Source organism: Lentzea sokolovensis, from assembly GCF_033949975.1.
Taxonomy (GTDB): domain Bacteria; phylum Actinomycetota; class Actinomycetes; order Mycobacteriales; family Pseudonocardiaceae; genus Lentzea; species Lentzea sokolovensis.
Genome location: NZ_JAXAVU010000009.1, coordinates 202,541 through 221,114, shown reverse-complemented (window position 1 = coordinate 221,114; position 18,574 = coordinate 202,541). Strand labels below are relative to the sequence as shown.

Below are 18,574 nucleotides of genomic sequence, written 5' to 3'. Positions count from 1 at the left end.
TGCTTACCGACGCCCGTATCGACCTCTAGCCCGCGGTGCGGAAAACCAGTGACGAGTGGCCGATGCGGACGACGTCGCCCTCCGCGAGCTGCCAAGTCTGCACTGGCGTGCCGTTCACCGTGGTGCCGTTGGTCGAACCGAGATCAGCGAGCATCGCATTCTGCCCGTCCCAGGAGATTTCCAGGTGGCGCCTGGAGACTCCGGTGTCCGGGAGGCGGAAGTCGGCTTCCTGCCCACGTCCTACGACGTTTCCACCCTGCTTCAGGTTGTACGTGCGGTTGGAACCGTCGTCGAGGTGCAACGTCGCGTTGAGCTGACGGTTGGCGCCCTGGGTGGCCGGCGGGGCGTATCCGCCCTGGTTGTAGCCCTGGTCGTAGCCGCCCTGCTGGCCGTAGCCCGCCTGCTGGCCGTAACCCTGGTCATAACCGCCGGCCGGCTGCTGGCCGTAACCCTGGTCGTAACCGCCGCCCTGCTGGCCGCCGGCGTAACCCTGGTCGTAGCCCTGCTGGCCGTAGCCCTGCTGCTGGCCATAACCCTGGTCCTGGCCGTAGCCCGGCTGCTGGCCGCCGGCGTAGCCCTGGTCGTAGCCCTGCTGCTGCTGGCCGTAACCCTGGTCCTGGCCGTAGCCCTGCGGCTGGCCGTAACCCTGGTCGTAGCCCTGCTGGCCATAGCCCTGTTGCTGGCCGTAGCCGGGGTCCTGCGCCTGGCCGTAACCCTGCTGCTGGCCGTAACCCTGCTGGTCATAGCCCTGCTGCTGCTGGTCGTAGCCCTGCTGGCCGTAGCCGCCCTGACCATAAGGGTCCTGGGCGGGCTGGCCCTGTCCTTGTCCGTAGCCGGGAGGCTGGCTCATGGGTCGGTCTCCTGCGGTGCGAGGTGGTGCTGACCGTCGGCTGGCCGCTTTCACGTCGGGGTCGACGGACGAGCTGGTTCGGAACTGTCCGGTGTGCAGCGCCTCGGAGCGCTCCAGGGAGACTACGACGTCACCATAGGTATCCCATCCGGACTCGGCCAGGTGCTCTCGCAGGCCCTCTGCGAGAAGCTGTGTGATGCGTAGTTCATCCTGCTCGTCGCCCGCAAGACGTTCGTGGTCCTGAGGTCCGAGGAGCACCTTGTAGTGGTTGGGGGCTAGCAGTCTGCCACCCGCGAGTTCGCGGATGTTGCTGTCACCCTCCCGTTGCAGTGCCTGTGCCACCTCTTGGGGCACGACGCTGCCGCCGAACACGCGCGCGAACGTGTTGCCGACCAGACCTTCCAGCTTGCGTTCGAAGCGTTGCAGGCCCATGTCGACTCCTTCCGCTCGTTCCGCTCGGCCGGGCTCCTGTACCGATCGTATCCGGGTACGACCGCACCTACAGGGGGCGATTAGGAACCTGGTTTGGGCGCGTGCTAGTGTTTCCAACGTCTCCAGGGGCAAGTGGCGGAATGGCAGACGCGCACGGTTCAGGTCCGTGTGTCCGAAAGGACGTGGGGGTTCAACTCCCCCCTTGCCCATAGTAAAGACAGAGAGAACCCCCCTCGCGGAATCGCGAGGGGGGTTCTTTCGTTGAACCGGCAGTATCGGATTCCTTGATCCAACAGGTGATGTCTGTCACTCGTTCGGGGGTCGGCATGTGGGCGATAGCGGCAGCGGATTTCGGTGCGGAGCTCGAGCTGGTCGAGGTTCTGGAGCCGGTGGCGGGCCCGAACGAGTTGAAGGTGCGGTTGTTCGCGGCGAGCGTGAACCCCTTCGACCGCAAAGTCGTGAACGGGATGCTCCGGAGTTCCGCGCCTCATCAGTTCCCGCTGGTTCCCGGAACTGATGGTGCGGGTGAGGTGGAAGGTTCCGGAGAGAGGATTTTCGGCACCTTCTTCCACCGTCCCGTCGGCGGTGGAACATACGCCGAGTACGTCACAGTTCCGGCCGGGAACGCGTTGGCTCCCTTGCCGGACGACATGGATCCCGCGGTCGCCGCCGCATTGCCGACCGCGGGAATGACCGCTTTGCAGTTGGTCGAGTCGCTCGGGACCGCGGAATCCGTGCTGATCGTCGGTGCTTCCGGTGGCGTGGGGTCGTTCGCCGTCCAGATCGCGCGTGCGGCGGGCAAGCGGGTCATCCCCATCGGCCGTGGCGACACCCTCGTCGAGGCCGACGCTCTGATCGACCTCGTCAGCGCCGACCGTTCGTCGTTCGAGGCGAACGCGCGCTACGCGCCGCTGGCGTTCAACACCAACTACGTTTCCGCTGATCAGGGGCAGAACTTCGGCATGAAGGGCTCCCGCGAGACGTTGGTCCGGCTGGCGTCGATGGTGCAGGCGGGGGACCTGGAAGTACCGATCGCCCGGCGCGTGCCGTTGCGCGACGCGGCCGATGTTTTCGCAGGTCACGGGCCCGGCAAGACCGTGATCATCATGTAGGTGGTCGTTCTGGCGCGGTGAACGGTCGACGGACGGTGACCGGTACCGCTGACCGGCTTTTTGCCCCCACGCCTGGCGCACACACCCTGAGCAGGTCTTTTGGTGCGTCCATACGGATTAACGTCACCCAGACGGCAGCACCGTAGGACCGAACTCCCCTTGCCACTCCTCGACCGGTCACCGACCGGTCGACGCCGTCGATCGCAGGGGGTCCTGTGGCCTGGGGGCGGGCCGCGCGCTTACTGCTAATTCTTTATCCAGAGCACGAGTCGAAACGCGGCGGATCTCCCGCCGCGGGTGACGAGGAGGCACTGGCGTGAGCAGCACCCCAGCAAGGATCGCGGCACTCGACAGCTCGAACGGTCTGTCGACCACCCCGGTCCCGGTTCCGGAACTGCCCGCGTCCGTCGAGGAGTTGGCAGCCGCTGCGGCGATCCGCCTCGGCTGGCACGGCGTGGTTCTCCCCGAAATGGTCCTGATGGGCCGCAAGGTCGTCGTCGTGGCCGAACTCCTGGCCGACGCCCACGCCGAGCGCGTGTGCGTGGGTGCGGGCCCTGAGGCCGACAAGACCACCGTCTCCACGTGGGTGTGGCCGGAGATGGAAGGCCGCGTCCCGCCGGCCGCCGTGCGCATCGTCGGCGTCCTGGCCGTCGCCCGCCACTGGCGCACCGCGCTGGCCTCCGCCGTCCCCTTCGCCCGCTACGGCAACGCCGCGGTCGTCCTCCCGGAGTCGGTCGCGTTCTCGCACGACTACCTCGCGAACTGCCTGCCGCGCGTCCGCCGCTACGGCGTCTCCGTCCTGCTGGCCGACGACGAGAAGGACCTCTCGGTCGACGTGTCCGGCCGCCAGGAGAACGCGCCCGCCGAGGACACCGCCATCACCCGCTGGGTCAACGAACTGGTCTACGAGCAGGTGCTCGCCACCGCGTCCTGATCCACGCGTCGTGCTGGTCGTCGCTCACTGATCTACGGTCAGACCATGCGAGTAGTGATAGCCGGCGGACACGGGCAGATCGCGCTGCTTCTCGAGCAGCAGCTGGCCACCCGTGGAGACGCCGCCACCGCGCTGGTCCGGAACCCCGATCACTTTGGTGACGTGCAGGAAGCCGGAGCCGTTCCGGTGTTGTGCGACCTGGAGTCCGCTGATCTGGACTCGGTCGCCGCGTATTTGAACGGTGCTGACGCGGCAGTGTTCGCCGCAGGTGCCGGCGCCGGATCTGGTGCCGCCCGCAAGGACACCGTGGACTACGGGGCCGCCGCTCTGTTCGCCTCTGCTGCTGTGGAGGCTGGGGTGCGGCGGTTTCTCCAGGTTTCCACCGTGGGGATCGAGTCCGCTGATTCGCCTTCTGTGGATCCTGAGTTCGCGGTGTATCTGAAGGCCAAGGGGTTGGCCGAGGAAGATTTGAAGGCTCGGGATCTGGATTGGACGATCTTGCGGCCTGGGCCGTTGGTCGATGATCCTGCTACCGGGCTGGTCACCCTGGCTGCGCCTCGGTTGCCTCGGGCTTCTGTTACCCGGGCGGATGTTGCCGCCGTGCTGGCGGAGTTGTTGGGTGCGCCTGGGACTGTTGGTAAGACGCTGGAGCTGGTGAACGGGGAGACGCCGGTCGCCGAGGCTGTTCGGGCTGTTCTTTGATGGCGCTCGTTCCGTAGCGTTCCCTGGCTTGCTTGCGGCGGGTTCTGTTGCGTGCTTTCCCTGGGGGCTCTGCCCCCAGACCCCCGGCAATCTGATCGGGGGGTGGCGCCGCCTGCGGGTTGATGGCACGCCTGTTGCGTTGGGCGGCTGCCTGTTTCGTAGTTGGGTTGCGTTGGCGGTGGGGTCCCGTCACGAGCCGAACCAAGAGCGGGCCACATGCAGGTAGGGGTGTGGCGCGACTCGTGACGGGACCCCACCGCCGGGCCCGCTCGGTAAGGACGGCTCGCCTTCGGCTTCGCGGGTGGGTTGGCTGGTTGTTCTAGCCAAGCACGCGGTCCAAGTACGGGTTCGTGAATGTCCTGCCTGGGTCCACCTCGTTGCGTACCCGCAGGAAGTCGTCGAAGTGCGGGTACAGCGGGCGGAGGTCCGTTGCGGTGAGGTCGTGCATCTTGCCCCAGTGCGGGCGGCCGCCCACCGACGCCGCGATGGCTGCGTACGCGTCGAAGAACGCTTTGTACTGCATGCCCAGTGCCTGGTGCATTGAGATGTACGCGGTGTCTCGGCCGCTTGCCGTCGAGAGCCAGATGTCGTCGGCCTGGGCGATGCGTACTTCGCACGGGACGATCAGGTGGTCGCGGTCGCCCAGTTTGTTCGCCACGGCGCGGAGTTCGCCGATCACGTCCATCAGGGTTTCGCGGGGGATGGAGAACTCGGTCTCCACGAAGCGGACTCGTCTCGGGGTCACGAAGACGTTGTGCGAGTAGTCCGAATAGGACCGTTCGGAGATCAGGGAGCCGCAGAGTTCGTTGAGGCGCTTGGTGTAGCGCGGGAAGGTCTTGGCCACCTTGGTGACCGCGCCGAACGCCGCGTTCTCCATCACCTCGTACTCCCACGCCTGGCGAAGCTTCGAGAGCGGGCGCGCTGGGGTGGTGATCCTGTTGTTGCGCTTGAGGATCACGCGGTCGGAGTGGGTGAACCAGTGGAACTCCACGTGGTCCTCTACAGCGCAGAGGTCGTCGAACTGTTCCAGCACGGCGTCCAGGCGGCCTGGGGATTCTGAGGCCTGCAGTACGAACGACGGGACGCACTGGAGGGTCAGGGTGCTGATGACGCCGAGTGCGCCCAGGCCTACCCGTGCGGCGTTGAAGAGGTCTGGGCGGTTGGTGCGGTTGCAGGTCACCACTGAGCCGTCGGCCAGGACCAGTTCCAGTTCCACGATCGCGGTGGCGAGGACGCCCAGTTTTCCGCCGGTGCCGTGGGTCGAGGTGGAGACTGCGCCGGCGACGGTCTGGGCGTCGATGTCGCCCAGGTTCGGCATCGCCAGGCCCAGGCGGTGCAGGTCGGCGTTGAACGCCCACAGGGGAGTGCCCGAGCGGACGGTCACGAGACCGGTTTCCGCGTCCGCGCGTACGATTCCTGTCCATCGGTCCAGGTCAAGCGCTACTTCTGGGGCGACGGCGATGTCGTTGAACGAGTGGCCGCTGCCTCGCGCGCGGACTCGGGAGGCGGAGAGGATCGTTGTGGCGATCTCATCCGTGCTGGACGGGTGGACCACGCGCGCCGTGCACGAAGCCGTTTTAGCCCAGTTCGTCCACACGCGAACCTCCACGAGAGAGTGTGACCTGCGAGTAACGTAAGTGAAAGCTCTTCACGTTTCAAGGGTTCAGCACGTACCGTCAGAGCATGCGCAGAACTCGACTCGATGCCGCGACGAAGGATCTGGATCCTCCGTTCGCGATCGTCGACCTGGATGCCTTCGACCACAACGCGGCGGACCTCGCCCGTCGCGCTGCCGGTCATCCGATCCGGGTGGCGAGCAAGTCGATTCGGGTGCGTGAGCTGGTGAGCCGGGCACTCGAACGGCCCGGCTATGCCGGGGTCATGTGCTACTCGCTGGCCGAGGCGTTGTGGTTGTCGGAGCAGAACGTCAGCGAGGACCTCCTCGTGGCGTACCCGACGGCCGACCGTGCGTCGCTGCAGAAGCTCGCGGCCAACGAAACCGCACGTCAGCGCGTTACGATCATGGTCGACTCGACGGAGCACCTCGACTTCGTCGACGCCGCCATCGGTCCGCACGCCGACATCCGGGTCTGCCTGGAGCTGGACGTGTCGTGGCGGCCGCTGCCGGGTGTGCACATCGGTCCGCGCCGGTCGTCGATCCACACGCCGCAGCAGGCGAAGGCCCTGGCCGCCAAGATCACGCAACGCACCGGCTTCAAGCTGGTCGGCGTCATGGCGTACGAGGGGCAGATCGCCGGCCTGGGCGACAACCCGCCCGGTCAGCCGCTGCGGGCGCTCGGGATTCGGTTCATCCAGTCCAAGTCCGGGCCCGAGCTGGTCCAGCGCCGCACGGCCGTGGTGAGCGCGGTCCGGCAGGTCGCCGACCTGGAGTTCGTCAACGGCGGCGGCACCGGAAGCCTGGAACTGACCGGGTCCGACCCGTCCGTCACCGAGCTCGCGGCGGGCAGCGGTCTCTTCGGACCGACGTTGTTCGACGGGTACCAGGCGTTCAGGCCGGAACCCGCCGCGCTGTTCGCGTTGTCGGTGGTGCGCAAGCCGACCAAGCGGGTCGCCACGCTCTTCGCCGGCGGCTACATCGCGTCCGGCACGCCGACTCCCGACCGCCAGCCGTCGCCGTACCTGCCGTCCGGGCTGAAGACGCTCGGCCTCGAAGGCGCGGGCGAGGTGCAGACGCCGGTCACCGGCAAGGCGGCGGAGCAGCTGAAGATCGGCGACCGCGTCTGGATGCGGCACGCCAAGGCGGGCGAGCTGTTCGAGCGGTTCGACGAGGTGCACCTGGTGCACGGTGACCGCATCGAGCGCACCGTGCCCACGTACCGCGGCGAGCGCCGCAACTTCGGTTAGACCGCAGGCCTTTCGGGCTAGTGCGGAGAGTTTGCACAAATTCGGGGCCTCAGGCTTGTCGCAGTGCCGCTCACATAGGTTGAGCTGTGGAAACGGTTGTGCGGCGAAGTCCCGCGAACATGGATGCGCTGCGGTGGCCATCAAGCTCGCCGTCCGGCGGATCAGCTGTACAGGCCCACGTCGATCGCCAAAGTTGAGTCCGCGTGGGGCCGACCGTGCCCCGGCAAGCGGGATGTGGCTGGGCGATGCGCGGAAGGCCACGGGTTTGACGAACGCCCGCCTGGGGGCGCGAATCGGCTATCACGGGACGGCTGTGTCGCGGGCGTGCAACGGAAAGACGGTGCCGAGCTGGGCGTTGGCGTCCGCGATCGTGGTGGCCTGTCGTGCCGATGTCGGCTTGGCCAGGCGCCTGTGGGAGGCGGCCGACAAGCAACAGCGGATGCACCGCAACCTGCGCGTCCGCAGGGAACCGAGCGGTCAGATCAGCACCTTTGATGATCTGAGCGACGCGCTTCGGGAGATGTGGCTGGACACCGGGTTGTCCCAGCGCGCGATTGTGGACGCCGCCGAGTCCGGCTGGTTGCGCCGGTCGAACCTGGGAGCGGTGCTCCGCGGTGAGCGAAGGCCGCGCAGGGGGATGACGGAGGCGTTGGTGCGTGCCTGCGGCGGAAACGAGCAGAGCGTGGACATGTGGGCGCAGGCGTGGGACCGGCTCAACGAAGTCGAAGCCGAGCGTCGCCGTGCCCGAGCCTTCGCCGTTCGAGAACAGCGTCGGCGGTACTTCCGGCGAGCCCAGGCCGCCCGCCGGCCCTATGCGGGTAGGCGCGACGACAGGTAACCCCTGACCAGAGCCCTGGCTTCGGTCAGGATCGCCTGGTCGCCCGTCGGGTTCTTGCGGAACGCCATCTTCATCACGGCGTCGGCGGCTTCGACGGCGATCGCGATGGGCACCTGGACCTCGACCATCGGGATGCCGAACTTGCCCGAGATCAGCTCCGAGATCTTGTCGGAGATGACGGCGTTGTTGTCGCGGCGGTCGTCGAGCAGGCGCATGTCCACGACGTCACCGAAGTGCAGCTTCCCGAACGCGGGGATCTCGCGGTGCATCGTCACGTAGACGTCGAACACCGTGTCCACGGCGTCCCACCAGTGCTCAAGCGTCGCCTGCTCGAGCCGTTCGGTGATGCCCAGGGAGAACTTGTCGACGTTGCGCAGCGTCAGCGCCTGCACGACGGCTCTCTTGTCGGGGAAGAACTGGTAGAGCGAGCCGACCGCCACGCCCGCTCTCTCCGCGATCAACGTCGTGGTGACGCCGTCGTAGCCCACCTCGTCGATGAGCGTCGCGCAGGCCTCGAGCATGCGCTCGACTCTCTTGGCGCTGCGCTGCTGGACGGGCTGACGGCGAAGCGGGGTGGTGCTCGTCACGGCGACTCCCAGTAGTTCGGGTACTTCCATCTTGCCTGTTGTACGGCTCTTTCACTTCCCTGAACCTGTCAACACGCCTACGATCCGAACAAGTTTCACATTTTGGAGGATCGATGAGCGACTTCCTTTGGGGAGTGTCGACGTCCGCGTTCCAGATCGAGGGCGCGTTCACCGCCGGCGGCCGCGGCCCCTCCGTGTGGGACGAGTTCTCTCCGGTACACGAGAACCAGGACGCTTCCGTTGCGTGCGACCACTACAACCGGTGGCGCGAGGACGTTGCGCTCATGACGCAGCTCGGCGTGAACGCGTATCGGTTCTCGATCGCGTGGCCGCGCATCCAGCCGTCCGGCAAGGGACCTGTCAACGCCGAGGGCCTCGACTTCTACGACCGCCTGGTCGACGCGCTCGTCGACGTCGGTATCGCCCCCGTGGTGACGTTGTACCACTGGGACACGCCTCTGGAACTGGAAGCGGAGGGCGGGTGGCTGAACCGGGACATCGCCGACCGGTTCGCCGACTACACGGCGCTGGTCGCGGACCGGCTCGCCGACCGCGTGAAGATGTGGATCCCGATCAACGAACCCGCGATGGTGACGTTGCAGGGCTATGCGATCGGTGAGCACGCTCCCGGCAAGGCGCTGCTCTTCGACGCGTTGCCCACCGCCCATCACCTGAACTTGGCACACGGCCGTGCGGTCGAAGTGCTCCGTTCGCACAACGCGCAAGCGGTCGGCACGGCGAACAACCACACGCCCGCATGGCCGGTTGGGCCGAACGACGTAGCAGCGGCCGAGGCCTACAGCGAAATTCACAACTGGATCTACGCGGACCCCATGTTGTCGGGCCGATATCCCGACGCAGTCGCCGAGCTTCTGCCTATCGCCGATGGTGACCTGGCCACGATCCACCAGCCGCTCGACTTCTACGGCGTGAACTACTACAACCCGACGCGGCTCAAGGCGCCGTCCGAGGGCAACCCGCTGCCGTTCGAACTGGCGGAGATCGACGAGTACCCGCTCACCGGCTTCGGCTGGCCGATCGTGCCGGCCGGACTGACCGAGATGATCAACGCGCTGCGTGAGCGATATCCGGACCTGCCGCCGGTGTACGTCACCGAGAGCGGCTGCAGCTTCCCCGACGAGATCGCGGACGCCGACCGGGTCTCCTACCTCGACGGACACCTCAAGGCCGCACAGGCAGCGGACGTCGCCGGGTACTTCGTGTGGTCGCTGCTCGACAACTTCGAGTGGGAAGCCGGGTATTCACAGCGGTTCGGCCTGGTGCAGGTCGACTACGAGACGCAGCGACGCACGCCGCGCGACTCGTTCCACTGGTACAGAAAGGTGATCAGCGGTGAGTGAAGCCCTCGCTGAGCCGGTGGTGCGGGTTCGCCGCGGCTGGATGGCCTGGTTGTTCTGCGCCAACCTCGGGTTGTGGCTGGCGGTCTACGCGCCGATCCAGGTGTTGCTGCCGCAGCAGGCCGAACTGCTGAACAAGGCGAACAAGGAGCTGGTGTTCGGCATCGTCACCGGCTTCGGCGGCCTGGTGTCGCTGCTGGTCGTGCCGTTGATCGGGTTCCTGTCCGACCGCACGACCTCGCGGTTCGGCCGTCGCCACCCGTGGACGCTGGCCGGAGCGGCCGTCGGCGCCGTCGGCCTGGCCGTGCTCGCCAACGCGCCGTCGGTGGTCGTGATGACCATCGGCTGGTGCCTGGTGCAGGCCGGAATCGGCGGAATGCTCGCCGCGCTGACCTCTGCCGTGCCCGACCGGGTGCCGGTCGAGCAACGGGCGCAGGTCGGCGGGCTCATCGGGATCAGCCAGATGCTCGGCACCGTGCTGGGCGCGGTCGTGGTGACGCTGCTGGTCAGCGGACTTCAGGCCGGCTATCTGGCTTGTGCGGTCATCGTGCTGGCCGGTGCCATCTTCTTCGTCCTGCGCACGCCGGACACGCAGCTCATCACCAAGCCCGTGCGGCCGACGTTCTGGATCTCGCCGAAGCAGCACCCCGACTTCGCGTGGGCGTGGGGCGGGCACCTCATGATCAACCTCGGCAACGCGTTCGGCACCCTCTACCTCCTCTACTTCCTCGGCGACGTGGTCCACCACGAGTCGCCGGAGGACGGTCTGCTCGTGCTCATGGCGCTCTACGGGGTGGCGCTCGCCGCAGGAGCGGTGCTGTTCGGCGCACGGAGTGATCGTTCTGGCCGCCGCAAGCCGTATGTCTACGGTGCCGCGGCCGTGATGGCGCTGGCGGCGTTGATCCTGGTGATCTGGCCTACCTGGACCGCCGTGCTGATCGCCTCCCCGCTGCTCGGCGTCGGTTTCGGCACGTACTGGGCCGTCGCGATCGCGCTGCTCACCCAGGTGCTACCGACCGCGTCCGATCGGGCCAAGGACCTGGGCGTGCTCAACGTGGCCAACGCGTTGCCGCAGGTCATCGCCCCCTTGCTGACCGCGTTGATCCTCGCCAACCTGGGCGGTTACCGCGGTCTGTTCGCGGTGTCCGCGCTGGCGACGACGCTGGCCGCGGTGTTGATGAGTCGAGTGCGATCGGTGGTCTGATGCAGCTGTCGGGCAAGAAGGTTCTGGTCACGGGGGCGTCCCAGGGAATCGGCGCGGAGGCGGCGTTCCGGTTCGCCGCCCACGGCGCTCATGTCCACCTTGTGGCCCGGAGCGCCGAACTGCTCGATCTGCAGGTCAAACGGATCAAGGAGTTCGGCGGCTCGGCGACCGCTCATCCGGCCGATCTGGCGGACGCCGAGCAGATTCGCGCACTCGCGGAAGAGGTGCCGGCGCCGGATGTGCTGGTCAACAACGCGGGTGTCGGACGCTGGTTGTTCCTGGACGACACGTCGGCCGACGAGTTGCAGACCATGACCGCTGTGCCGTACCTGGCGGCGTTGCTGCTGACCAGGGAGTACCTGGGCGCCATGCGGTCACGCGGTTCCGGCTGGATCGTCAACGTGAACTCGCCGGTGTCCCGCCTGCCGATCCCCGGCTGCGTGGGTTACCAGTCGTCGCGCTGGGCGTTGCGCGGACTGACCGCGTCACTGCGCCTCGACCTGCGGGGGACCGGCGTCGGGATCAGCGAAGTGGTGCCGGGCAAGGTCTCCAGCGAGTACTTCACCAACAACCCCGGTGCGGAAGAGCGGATCCCGGCCATCGCCCGGCTGATGATCCCCACGGTCACGCCGGAGCAGTGCGCGAAGGCGATCGTCGACGCGGTGGAGAAGGAACGTGCCGAGCACCTGTTCCCGTGGCAGCTCAAGGCGTTCGAGATCTCCGGCCGGCTCTTCCCCGGCCTGACGTCGTACCTGGCCTGGAAGACCGGCACCCACCGCTAGAAACGTGAAAACGGCCCTCGTCTGCGCGGGAGGTGCAGACAAGGGCCGTGGTTGGTGACCGCGGGCCGACGACGGTCGGGGAGGGAAGGTGCACGTCACCGGCCCGCGGGAATCTGTGGAGTTGTAAAAGCTGACCGGGGCCCGCGATGTAGCGGTCGGGGGTTCGCACATCGCGGGCCACCGGTCAGTAGGCGGTTTGCAGACCTGGTCGTGTCGGGGGGACGCCAGGTCAGTCGCAAACGCCCGTTAGTGGGCTCGAGCCACCGCGCGGCGGGTCCGGGTGACAGGAGGAGTCACCGGGGCCTCGCGCAGATGGCGAGCCGGGCGCGGGGCGAGTCCGCCCGCAACCAGGTGTTCGTACGCGGCGCGCCACACCGAGCAAGGTGACTTCTGCTGGCGCCAGCGGCCGGAACATTCAGGGCAGTTGCCCTTCTCGTCCGGCTCGTGCGCTGCCAGCAGAGCACGCCATCCCTCGGTCAGCCGAGGGAGCTCGGATCGAGCCACCGACAGGAGGGACGGGGCGTCAGCGCGGCTCGCCAGCTCTGTGAGCAGGTCGAGGCGTTCCCACACAGCGTTGCGAAGAACCTGTCCGAGGATCGCGTCCATCGAAACGTCACCGTCACCTTTCCGCCTGGTCGGCGGCTTCGCGTAGTGCAGCCCTGAGCTGTACGAGCTGGTCGTGGGACAAGACTGCCGTCTCGCCGGGAGGGCCTACCAGGACCACTTGGCCCTGAACGACCTTCACGGTGAGCTGGCGGTCCCGGTCGACCACGTCGCCGCAGCTGATCTGCCACGTCCGACGTTGCCCGGTCATGCCGCGCCATGTGGATTCGGTGTCACCCGTCTCCACAATGGAGGTGGAGCCTGAGGAGGAGCTGTCCACTATTAGGTCGTTCCTCTCCGTGCTCACTCGCTTACCGGAATCTAGATTGCGATGATTCATGCCGGAACGGGACGTCACAGCGCCCACCGGTGGAAGTCTTACGGTGAGCGGTAAGCGGTGTTCGGCAGAGCCGATCAGCTCCGCCGAAGAGGACTTCTCGGGCTTGGGGACCTGCCCCTAGTCTGCCGATGACGCCCAACGGACTGTGAGGGTGCGCGATGAACACCATGAGTTCCCAGGGCTCTCCTATCCCCACCGAGGTGTGGGACCACCAGGAGATGCGGGACGCACTTGCCCGACGAGAGATCAGCTCGGTCTACCGGCTGCTCCGAAGGCACGGCGTGTCCCAGCGCCAGATCGCGGCGCTCACTGGGCAGTCGCAGTCCGAAGTCTCGGAGATCCTCAAGGGACGCCAGGTGATGGCGTACGACGTCCTGACGAGGATCGCCATCGGCTTGGGTGTCCCACGTGGATACATGGGTCTCGCCTATGACGAGACAACGGCAGTAAGGGTGGCCGCAGCTGCGGACTCACCCCATCCGGAGGAGGAAGAGTCGGTGAAGCGTCGGAAGTTCCTCGCGCACGCCGCCGCCGTGACAGTGGGCGCGGCCGTGTTCGGAGCGGACTCCGGGTCGTGGGTTTCACACCCCACACAGACTCCGGCTCCGGGACGCATCGGCATGACGGACGTGCGGCAGGTCGAAGCGGCCACCCGTGCTCTGCGTGCCCTCGACTACCAGTACGGCGGCGGCTCCTGCCGTGACGCCGTGGTCGCCCAGCTGTCCTGGGGACAGCAGATGCTCGGCGCGAGCTCCACGGACATCGTTCGCCAGCGGCTCTTCGTCGCACTGGCAGACCTGCACAACCTCGCCGGCTGGACGTCGTTCGACACGGGCCTGATGGACTCGGCCCGCAACCACTTCGGCCAGGCGCTCGACCTCGCGAAGCAGGGCGAGAACGAGGCCCTGATGGCGAACATCCTGTACCGCATGGGCCGCGTCTACTTGCACCAGAACGCTCCGGACGACGCGCTGAAGGTGTTCCAGCTGGGTCAGCTGGCCGCGCAGAACTCCGGTTCCGAGCTGGCGGTGGGCATCCTGTGCGCGAACGAGGCCTGGGCCTACGCGAAGATGGGTTCCGACGAGCAGGCGCTCAAGCTGCTCGGCCGCGCGCGCGACGAGTTCTCCCGCGCCGACGTCGTCGAAGCACCCGCGTGGGCACGCTTCTTCAACGAGATCGACCTCTCGTCGATGATCGGCACCGTGCACACGGAGCTCGCCCAGTCCGTGGACGTCAAGTACGCCCGCACCGCGATCCCCTACCTGTCGAAGGCGATCAACAGCTTCGGCGACGACATGGCCCGCAGCCGGTCCTTCAACCTCACCTCGATGTCGATCAACCACCTCATCCAGGGCGACGTCGACCACGGCGCCAAGGTCGGCGGCCAGGCCGTTGACCTGTCGGAAGGCCTCAAGTCGGTGCGCACCAAGCAGCGCATGGAGCCGCTTCGCCAGGAGGCCGAGAAGCGCCGCAACAACCCCGAGGCCCGTGAACTGGCCGAGCGCGTCGCACGTTTCACCGGGGCTGACAGCGCTGCCTAGTGACAATCTCGTTTGGGTCCTATAGCAGCACGATCGGATGGCGTGGGACACGAACCGGTAACGCCAGGGCCTTCGCACACGAATGCAGCATCGACGGGCGAGAAATCCACGCCTAGGGTGCGGCAGGTCGGGGCGAAGGACGAGGTGCGGCGCGTGAGCCTTACTCGGAGGTGGCGTTCCAGGAGAGCGCTGCGGTCCGCGCAGTTGCTCGACGAGGTGGTGGACACCCAGCTACCGCTGCTGGCGGGCTTTGACGAGGAGCGACGGCGACGATCCGCCGACTACCTCGCCGAGCTCGTGGCGCTGGCTCAGGACTACCGCTACTACGCCAACGGCTGGATCGACAGCCGTGAGCTGGACCGTCGCGGTCAGCGGACGATGAACCGGCTGGCGCGGATGCGGGAAGAATCTTCGGCTCGACTGATCACCGACTAGTCCGTTCGCGCACAGCTCGTCGCGCCGATCAGACCACTCGCCGAGTCCACGGCGAAGTGCACGAATGTTTCACGTTGAACATTTGCCTCACCAGGGCACGGTTCCGTCGTCGTCGAAGAGACCGCCGGTCGGCCCGTCATCGGGCAGCGTGGCCAGCCTGATGGCGGCCTTGGCGCCGTCCGCGGGAGTGCTGGTGCCCTGGAAGCCGTTGAGGTCGGTCGCCACGTAACCGGGGCAGACGGCGTTGATCTTGATGTTCGGGAGCTCCTTCGCGTACTGGACGGTCAGCGCGTTCAGGAACGTCTTCGACGGCGTGTAGGTGCCGTTCACCTCGCCGAACTCCACTTCAGGTGTGGTCTGCAGCGTCAGTGACGCCAGGTGGCTCGACTGGTTGACGATCCGCGGCCGTGCGGAACGGGCCAGCAGCGGCAGCATCGCGTTGGTGACCCGGACGACGCCGATCACGTTGGTCTCCAGCACCTCCCGCAGACTTTCCGGGGTGGCGGCGGACGGCGCCGCGGGCCATGCTCCGGCGATCGCCGCGTTGTTGACCAGCACATCCAGGCGGCCGAACCGTTCCTCGAACAGTGCTACCGCTGCCTGGACGCTCTCGTCGTCGGTCACGTCCAGCGGCACGGCGAACGCGTCGACTCCGTTCGCGCGCAGTTTCGCCACCGCCTCCTCGCCACGCCGGGCATCTCGCGCGCCGACTCCGACCGTCATCCCGAGGCCCGCCGCGATCTCGTAGCCGATGCCCTTGTTCGCGCCGGTGACCAGCGCAATCGTCTGTTCGCTCATGCATTTGATCGTGGTCGGCGGTGTCGTCAGAACCAACATCACTTCGGTCTGGCACCGATACCCGGCGGATATCGATACGGTGGCCGGGTGGAGACCAGAGAGCTCCGGTACTTCGTCGCGGTGGCGGAAGAACTGCACTTCGGCCGCGCCGCCGACCGTCTCGGCATCGCCCAGCCGCCGTTGTCGCGGACGATCGCCCAGCTCGAACAACGGCTCGGCGTCGCGTTGCTGACCCGCACCAGTCGCAAGGTCTCGCTCACCGACGCGGGCGCGGTGCTGCTGGCAGAAGGCAGAGCGATCCTCGGGGCGGTGGCCGCGGCGGAGAGGCGCACCCGCACCGTCGAAAGGCCTTCGCTGGTGCTGGCGGCCAAGGCAGGTGGCTCCAGCGAGCTGCTGGCGAAGCTGCTCGACGCCTACGCCGCCGAACCCGGCGCGGTCGCCGTCGACCTGCTGTTGTGCGAGACCCACACCCGGCAACCGCTGCTCGACGGCCGGGCGGACGTGGCGATCCTGCACGAGCCCTACGACTCGACCGCCGGGCTCGACGTCGAGCCCTTGCACACCGAGAGCCAGTTCGCGATCCTCGCGGCCTCGCACCCGCTGGCCGACGCCGGGCAGTTGCGGATGGCCGACGTCGTCGACCTGCCGGAACTCGTGCGCTGGCCGGAACCCGACGGCAGCTACCTTCCCGGTCCCGGCGTGGAGGTGCACAACCTGACGCAGCTGTTCCAGCTGATCTCGCTCGGCCGTGCGGTCGCGGTCATGCCGGACGTCGTCCGCTCGGGCCTGCTCGAAGGCCTGGCCGCGGTACCGGTGGTGGACGCGCCGAAGGTGACGACGGTGATCGCGTGGCCGCCGCACAGCAGGTCGCGTGCCGTCGCCGACCTGGTCAGGGTCGCGACGGGGTTCAGCTGACCGGAGCGCGGCTCAGGATCACGGCGAGGCCGAACGCGACGCCCATGATGGTCACCTCCAGGATCGCCCACTGCACGATCGCGGTGACCTTGTGCTGGGAGATCTTCGGCAGCAACCGCCACCGGATGTGCGCGCCGAGCACCGCGATCAGTCCCGCGCACACGGCCTTGCCCAGGAACAGCAGGCCGTAGCCGGTCGTGAACAGCGACTGCGGGAACGGCACGATCGGGTTGAGGATCAGCTCCAGCAACCCGTTGAACAGGCCCGTGACCGCGACGACGATCAGGCTGACGGTCGCGATCTTCGAGAACTTCGGCAACGCGATCGCCAGCAGTCCCTTGCGGTAGGCGACCAGCGCCATCAACGCGCCGAGCCCGCCGGTCCACGCGGCGGCGCCCAGCACGTGCAGCTCCATGGAGACCATCGAGTAGTCGTGGTACTTCCAGTTGGAGGCGTGCCCGGTCACCGGGATCGGCAGCAGCCCGAACATCGAGACGAGAATCCGCAGCTCAGCGGGCACGGACTCGCCGCTGCGCACGGCCATCACACCGACGATCAGGTAGACGAACGCGCAGGAAGCGCTGAACAGCAGGCCCTTTCCGGCGCCCACGTTCGCGATGTAGTCAATGGCGTTGCCGATGCTGACGTCACTGCCCGGCCGCAGTTCGGCGGCCTGCAGGACGATCGCCAGCAGGGCGGCGACCACCCAGACGGCGGCGGCGATCACCGCGGCCGGCCGGGCCAGCCGCATGACCGGTTCGGTGTGCGTCGGCCGGTCGAAGCCGAGCAGCTTCGGCAGGATCGACAGCCCGACGACGACCGTCGCCGAGATGTCGAGCAGCACCCGTGTGACCGGCAGGCCGTACCGGACCGCCGCCCCGGCGTCGACGACCCCGGCGACCACGACGGGTGGTGCCAGCACGAGGCCGAGCGCGATGCCTCCGAGTGCGCCGAACACGAGTCCGGCGAGCACGCGGTAGTGGGTGGGGGCGGCGGTCCGGACGTCGCTCATACCTTCGCGCCTCCGCCTCCGCCACCGCGCAGGGCGAAGAACACGCCGCCGCCGAGCAGCACCACGGCGCCGACGATCCACACCCAGATGGGCAGGCCGTCGCTCGAACCCGAGTCGCCGGACGTGGCGTTGCTCGGCGCCGCGGCAGGCGTGCCCGTGCCGTCCTTCGTGAGCGTGAACGTCAGCTCACCGGAGACGGGGTGCCCGTCCGCGGACAGGATGCGGTAGCCGATCTTGTACTCGCCGGCCTTGCCCAGGGCGTTGACCTTCGCGGAGACCGCGGTGTCCTTGATCGTCGGGTCGCCGGCGACCTCGTAGTGGCCGCCGTTCGCGTCGACGACCGAGATCGCGTTGATGCCCTGGCCGCCCTGCACGTCCTGGTCGAACGTCAGCGTGACGGTCGACGGGCCGACCTCCAGCGAGGTCTTGTCCTTCGGGTCACTGCCGATCAGTGCGTTGTGCGCCGCCGCAGGGGCGGCCGTGGCGAGCACGGCCGCACCAGCGAACAGGAAAGCGATCAGAGCGCGCTTCATGCCTTGCGCCTCGAACGGAGGATCGCGCCGACGCCGAAGCCGAGGCCGAGCGCACCGACGGCCAGACCGGCGCCACCGAGGTAGCGGGCGGTCTTGTCGGAACCGGCAGCGGACGCCTCGTGCGTCTCGGTGCTGTTGGCGGCCGGGGTCGTGCCGTGGCCGTGGTCGTCACCGGCGGCTGCCTTCGGGGCGAGCTTCAGCGCGGGCGCCGGGTGCTCCGGCTCCTTGCCGTCCGCACCGGCGGCCTGGGCCCAGTCCACGACCTCGCCGTTCTCGTAGGTCTGCTTGGTCGGGAGTTCGAGCTTGTCCTTGCCCTCCGGCAGCGTGCCGATGGCGACGAAGAACTCCTGGTACTCGTTGACGTTGATCTTCACGCCGGGCTCGGCGGTCCAGGTGATCGTCTTGAACGCCTCGGTGACCTCCTTGCCGGCGAGCGTCACGGGCTTGTCGAGCTTGCCCTTGACGACCTCGGCCTTCCAGCCGGCCAGCGGCTTGGTGCGCACCGACGTGAGCGGCGTGTCCTGCGGCAGCGTCACCTCGATCTTGGTGGTGCCTGCGTTGTCGCGCTCGTTCGGGACGCGGAACGCGAAGGTGGCGCGGCCGCCCTGGGTGAACTCCGCGGGCTGGGCGCTGACGTGCGCCGATGCGATGGTCGGCGTGCCGAGCACGGCGAATCCGGCAACGGCGGCAACGGCGAGCGTGCGCACGCCAAATCGATTTGTAGACATGAAGT

20 protein-coding genes and 1 tRNA gene are annotated in these 18,574 nt (G+C 67.6%); 12 read left to right on the top strand and 9 right to left on the bottom strand.

From position 1 onward, the window contains the following. Positions 1-25 precede the first annotated feature (25 nt). Positions 26-1,282 (bottom strand): DUF3662 and FHA domain-containing protein, encoded by a 1,257-nt coding sequence (locus SK854_RS18425; RefSeq protein WP_319976332.1) that lies wholly within the window; start codon positions 1,280-1,282, stop codon positions 26-28. Between the two features lie 126 nt (positions 1,283-1,408). Here SK854_RS18425 and SK854_RS18420 point away from each other — a divergent pair. From SK854_RS18420 to SK854_RS18405, 4 genes are all read left to right on the top strand, one after another. Further along, positions 1,409-1,491 (top strand) — tRNA-Leu (locus SK854_RS18420). Between the two features lie 90 nt (positions 1,492-1,581). Next, a complete protein-coding gene (locus SK854_RS18415; RefSeq protein WP_319976331.1) occupies positions 1,582-2,394 on the top strand; it encodes an NADP-dependent oxidoreductase in 813 nt (270 codons plus the stop codon). 316 nt (positions 2,395-2,710) lie between these two features. After that, entirely contained in the window at positions 2,711-3,328 is a 618-nt protein-coding gene (locus tag SK854_RS18410; protein WP_089928501.1) for a hypothetical protein, read from the top strand. 45 nt (positions 3,329-3,373) lie between these two features. Then, positions 3,374-4,030, top strand: a complete 657-nt coding sequence (locus SK854_RS18405; RefSeq protein ID WP_319976330.1) for an NAD(P)H-binding protein — start codon at positions 3,374-3,376, stop codon at positions 4,028-4,030. A 319-nt stretch (positions 4,031-4,349) separates the two neighbouring features. Here the strand turns inward: SK854_RS18405 and SK854_RS18400 are convergent, their stop codons facing one another. Beyond that, complete coding sequence (locus tag SK854_RS18400) at positions 4,350-5,639, bottom strand: D-arabinono-1,4-lactone oxidase (RefSeq protein ID WP_319976329.1); 1,290 nt, start codon at positions 5,637-5,639, stop codon at positions 4,350-4,352. Positions 5,640-5,713: 74 nt separating this feature from the next. Between SK854_RS18400 and SK854_RS18395 the strand changes: the two genes are divergently transcribed. Beyond that, positions 5,714-6,895: an amino acid deaminase/aldolase gene (locus tag SK854_RS18395; RefSeq protein ID WP_319976328.1), complete on the top strand. Its 1,182-nt coding sequence runs from the start codon at positions 5,714-5,716 to the stop codon at positions 6,893-6,895. 232 nt (positions 6,896-7,127) lie between these two features. After that, the gene (locus tag SK854_RS18390; protein ID WP_319976327.1) at positions 7,128-7,733 is read left to right on the top strand and encodes a helix-turn-helix transcriptional regulator; all 606 of its coding nucleotides are present in this window, start codon (positions 7,128-7,130) and stop codon (positions 7,731-7,733) included. Here the strand turns inward: SK854_RS18390 and SK854_RS18385 are convergent. Continuing rightward, positions 7,706-8,350, bottom strand: a complete 645-nt coding sequence (locus SK854_RS18385) for a TetR/AcrR family transcriptional regulator (RefSeq protein WP_406601788.1) — start codon at positions 8,348-8,350, stop codon at positions 7,706-7,708. The two genes, SK854_RS18390 and SK854_RS18385, sit on opposite strands and share 28 nt — an antisense overlap. Before the next feature lie 83 nt (positions 8,351-8,433). Between SK854_RS18385 and SK854_RS18380 the strand changes: the two genes are divergently transcribed. From SK854_RS18380 to SK854_RS18370, 3 genes are read left to right on the top strand one after another with little or no spacing between them, the layout of a single operon-like run. After that, positions 8,434-9,681, top strand: a complete 1,248-nt coding sequence (locus SK854_RS18380; RefSeq protein WP_319976325.1) for a GH1 family beta-glucosidase — start codon at positions 8,434-8,436, stop codon at positions 9,679-9,681. Between the two features lie 40 nt (positions 9,682-9,721). Then, entirely contained in the window at positions 9,722-10,882 is a 1,161-nt protein-coding gene (locus tag SK854_RS18375) for an MFS transporter (RefSeq protein ID WP_319976937.1), read from the top strand. Continuing rightward, the gene (locus tag SK854_RS18370; RefSeq protein ID WP_319976324.1) at positions 10,882-11,664 is read left to right on the top strand and encodes an SDR family NAD(P)-dependent oxidoreductase; all 783 of its coding nucleotides are present in this window, start codon (positions 10,882-10,884) and stop codon (positions 11,662-11,664) included. Before SK854_RS18375 ends, SK854_RS18370 begins: the two co-directional genes overlap by 1 nt. Positions 11,665-11,910: 246 nt before the next feature. Here the strand turns inward: SK854_RS18370 and SK854_RS18365 are convergent, their stop codons facing one another. Continuing rightward, entirely contained in the window at positions 11,911-12,270 is a 360-nt protein-coding gene (locus tag SK854_RS18365) for a hypothetical protein (RefSeq protein ID WP_035909125.1), read from the bottom strand. Between the two features lie 13 nt (positions 12,271-12,283). Continuing rightward, the gene (locus tag SK854_RS18360) at positions 12,284-12,574 is read right to left on the bottom strand and encodes a hypothetical protein (protein ID WP_307790106.1); all 291 of its coding nucleotides are present in this window, start codon (positions 12,572-12,574) and stop codon (positions 12,284-12,286) included. Positions 12,575-12,765: 191 nt separating this feature from the next. Here SK854_RS18360 and SK854_RS18355 point away from each other — a divergent pair, with 191 nt between their 5' ends. Together SK854_RS18355 and SK854_RS18350 are read left to right on the top strand one after the other, a co-directional pair. Next, positions 12,766-14,148, top strand: a complete 1,383-nt coding sequence (locus tag SK854_RS18355) for a helix-turn-helix transcriptional regulator (RefSeq protein ID WP_319976323.1) — start codon at positions 12,766-12,768, stop codon at positions 14,146-14,148. Between the two features lie 153 nt (positions 14,149-14,301). After that, positions 14,302-14,583, top strand: a complete 282-nt coding sequence (locus tag SK854_RS18350; protein ID WP_093596166.1) for a hypothetical protein — start codon at positions 14,302-14,304, stop codon at positions 14,581-14,583. A gap of 87 nt (positions 14,584-14,670) precedes the next feature. On the opposite strand, the gene SK854_RS18345 is transcribed toward SK854_RS18350, so the two are convergent. Further along, on the bottom strand, positions 14,671-15,381 hold the full coding sequence (locus SK854_RS18345) for an SDR family oxidoreductase (RefSeq protein ID WP_319976322.1): 711 nt from the start codon (positions 15,379-15,381) through the stop codon (positions 14,671-14,673). Between the two features lie 87 nt (positions 15,382-15,468). On the opposite strand from SK854_RS18345, the gene SK854_RS18340 reads away from it, so the two are divergent. Then, positions 15,469-16,296, top strand: a complete 828-nt coding sequence (locus SK854_RS18340) for a LysR family transcriptional regulator (RefSeq protein ID WP_319976320.1) — start codon at positions 15,469-15,471, stop codon at positions 16,294-16,296. On the opposite strand, the gene SK854_RS18335 is transcribed toward SK854_RS18340, so the two are convergent. The 3 genes from SK854_RS18335 to SK854_RS18325 are packed head-to-tail and all read right to left on the bottom strand — an operon-like array spanning position 16,289 to position 18,548. After that, positions 16,289-17,308 carry a copper resistance D family protein gene (locus tag SK854_RS18335; protein WP_319976319.1) on the bottom strand — a complete coding sequence of 340 codons (1,020 nt, stop codon included), beginning with the start codon at positions 17,306-17,308 and terminating at the stop codon, positions 16,289-16,291. The two genes, SK854_RS18340 and SK854_RS18335, sit on opposite strands and share 8 nt — an antisense overlap. Next, positions 17,305-17,841 carry a copper resistance CopC family protein gene (locus SK854_RS18330; RefSeq protein ID WP_319976318.1) on the bottom strand — a complete coding sequence of 179 codons (537 nt, stop codon included), beginning with the start codon at positions 17,839-17,841 and terminating at the stop codon, positions 17,305-17,307. The genes SK854_RS18335 and SK854_RS18330 overlap by 4 nt, the downstream gene beginning before the upstream one ends. Continuing rightward, complete coding sequence (locus tag SK854_RS18325) at positions 17,838-18,548, bottom strand: YcnI family copper-binding membrane protein (protein WP_319976317.1); 711 nt, start codon at positions 18,546-18,548, stop codon at positions 17,838-17,840. Before SK854_RS18325 ends, SK854_RS18330 begins: the two co-directional genes overlap by 4 nt. Positions 18,549-18,574 lie beyond the last annotated feature (26 nt).

Coding starts and splice junctions, on each gene's coding strand:
- SK854_RS18425 (WP_319976332.1), bottom strand. CDS start 1,282: ATGGGCCTGCAACGCTTCGAACGCAAGCTGGAAGGTCTGGTCGGCAAC.
- SK854_RS18415 (WP_319976331.1), top strand. CDS start 1,582: ATGTCTGTCACTCGTTCGGGGGTCGGCATGTGGGCGATAGCGGCAGCG.
- SK854_RS18405 (WP_319976330.1), top strand. CDS start 3,374: ATGCGAGTAGTGATAGCCGGCGGACACGGGCAGATCGCGCTGCTTCTC.
- SK854_RS18395 (WP_319976328.1), top strand. CDS start 5,714: ATGCGCAGAACTCGACTCGATGCCGCGACGAAGGATCTGGATCCTCCG.
- SK854_RS18390 (WP_319976327.1), top strand. CDS start 7,128: ATGTGGCTGGGCGATGCGCGGAAGGCCACGGGTTTGACGAACGCCCGC.
- SK854_RS18385 (WP_406601788.1), bottom strand. CDS start 8,350: ATGGAAGTACCCGAACTACTGGGAGTCGCCGTGACGAGCACCACCCCG.
- SK854_RS18380 (WP_319976325.1), top strand. CDS start 8,434: ATGAGCGACTTCCTTTGGGGAGTGTCGACGTCCGCGTTCCAGATCGAG.
- SK854_RS18375 (WP_319976937.1), top strand. CDS start 9,722: ATGGCCTGGTTGTTCTGCGCCAACCTCGGGTTGTGGCTGGCGGTCTAC.
- SK854_RS18370 (WP_319976324.1), top strand. CDS start 10,882: ATGCAGCTGTCGGGCAAGAAGGTTCTGGTCACGGGGGCGTCCCAGGGA.
- SK854_RS18365 (WP_035909125.1), bottom strand. CDS start 12,270: ATGGACGCGATCCTCGGACAGGTTCTTCGCAACGCTGTGTGGGAACGC.
- SK854_RS18355 (WP_319976323.1), top strand. CDS start 12,766: ATGAACACCATGAGTTCCCAGGGCTCTCCTATCCCCACCGAGGTGTGG.
- SK854_RS18345 (WP_319976322.1), bottom strand. CDS start 15,381: ATGAGCGAACAGACGATTGCGCTGGTCACCGGCGCGAACAAGGGCATC.
- SK854_RS18335 (WP_319976319.1), bottom strand. CDS start 17,308: ATGAGCGACGTCCGGACCGCCGCCCCCACCCACTACCGCGTGCTCGCC.
- SK854_RS18330 (WP_319976318.1), bottom strand. CDS start 17,841: ATGAAGCGCGCTCTGATCGCTTTCCTGTTCGCTGGTGCGGCCGTGCTC.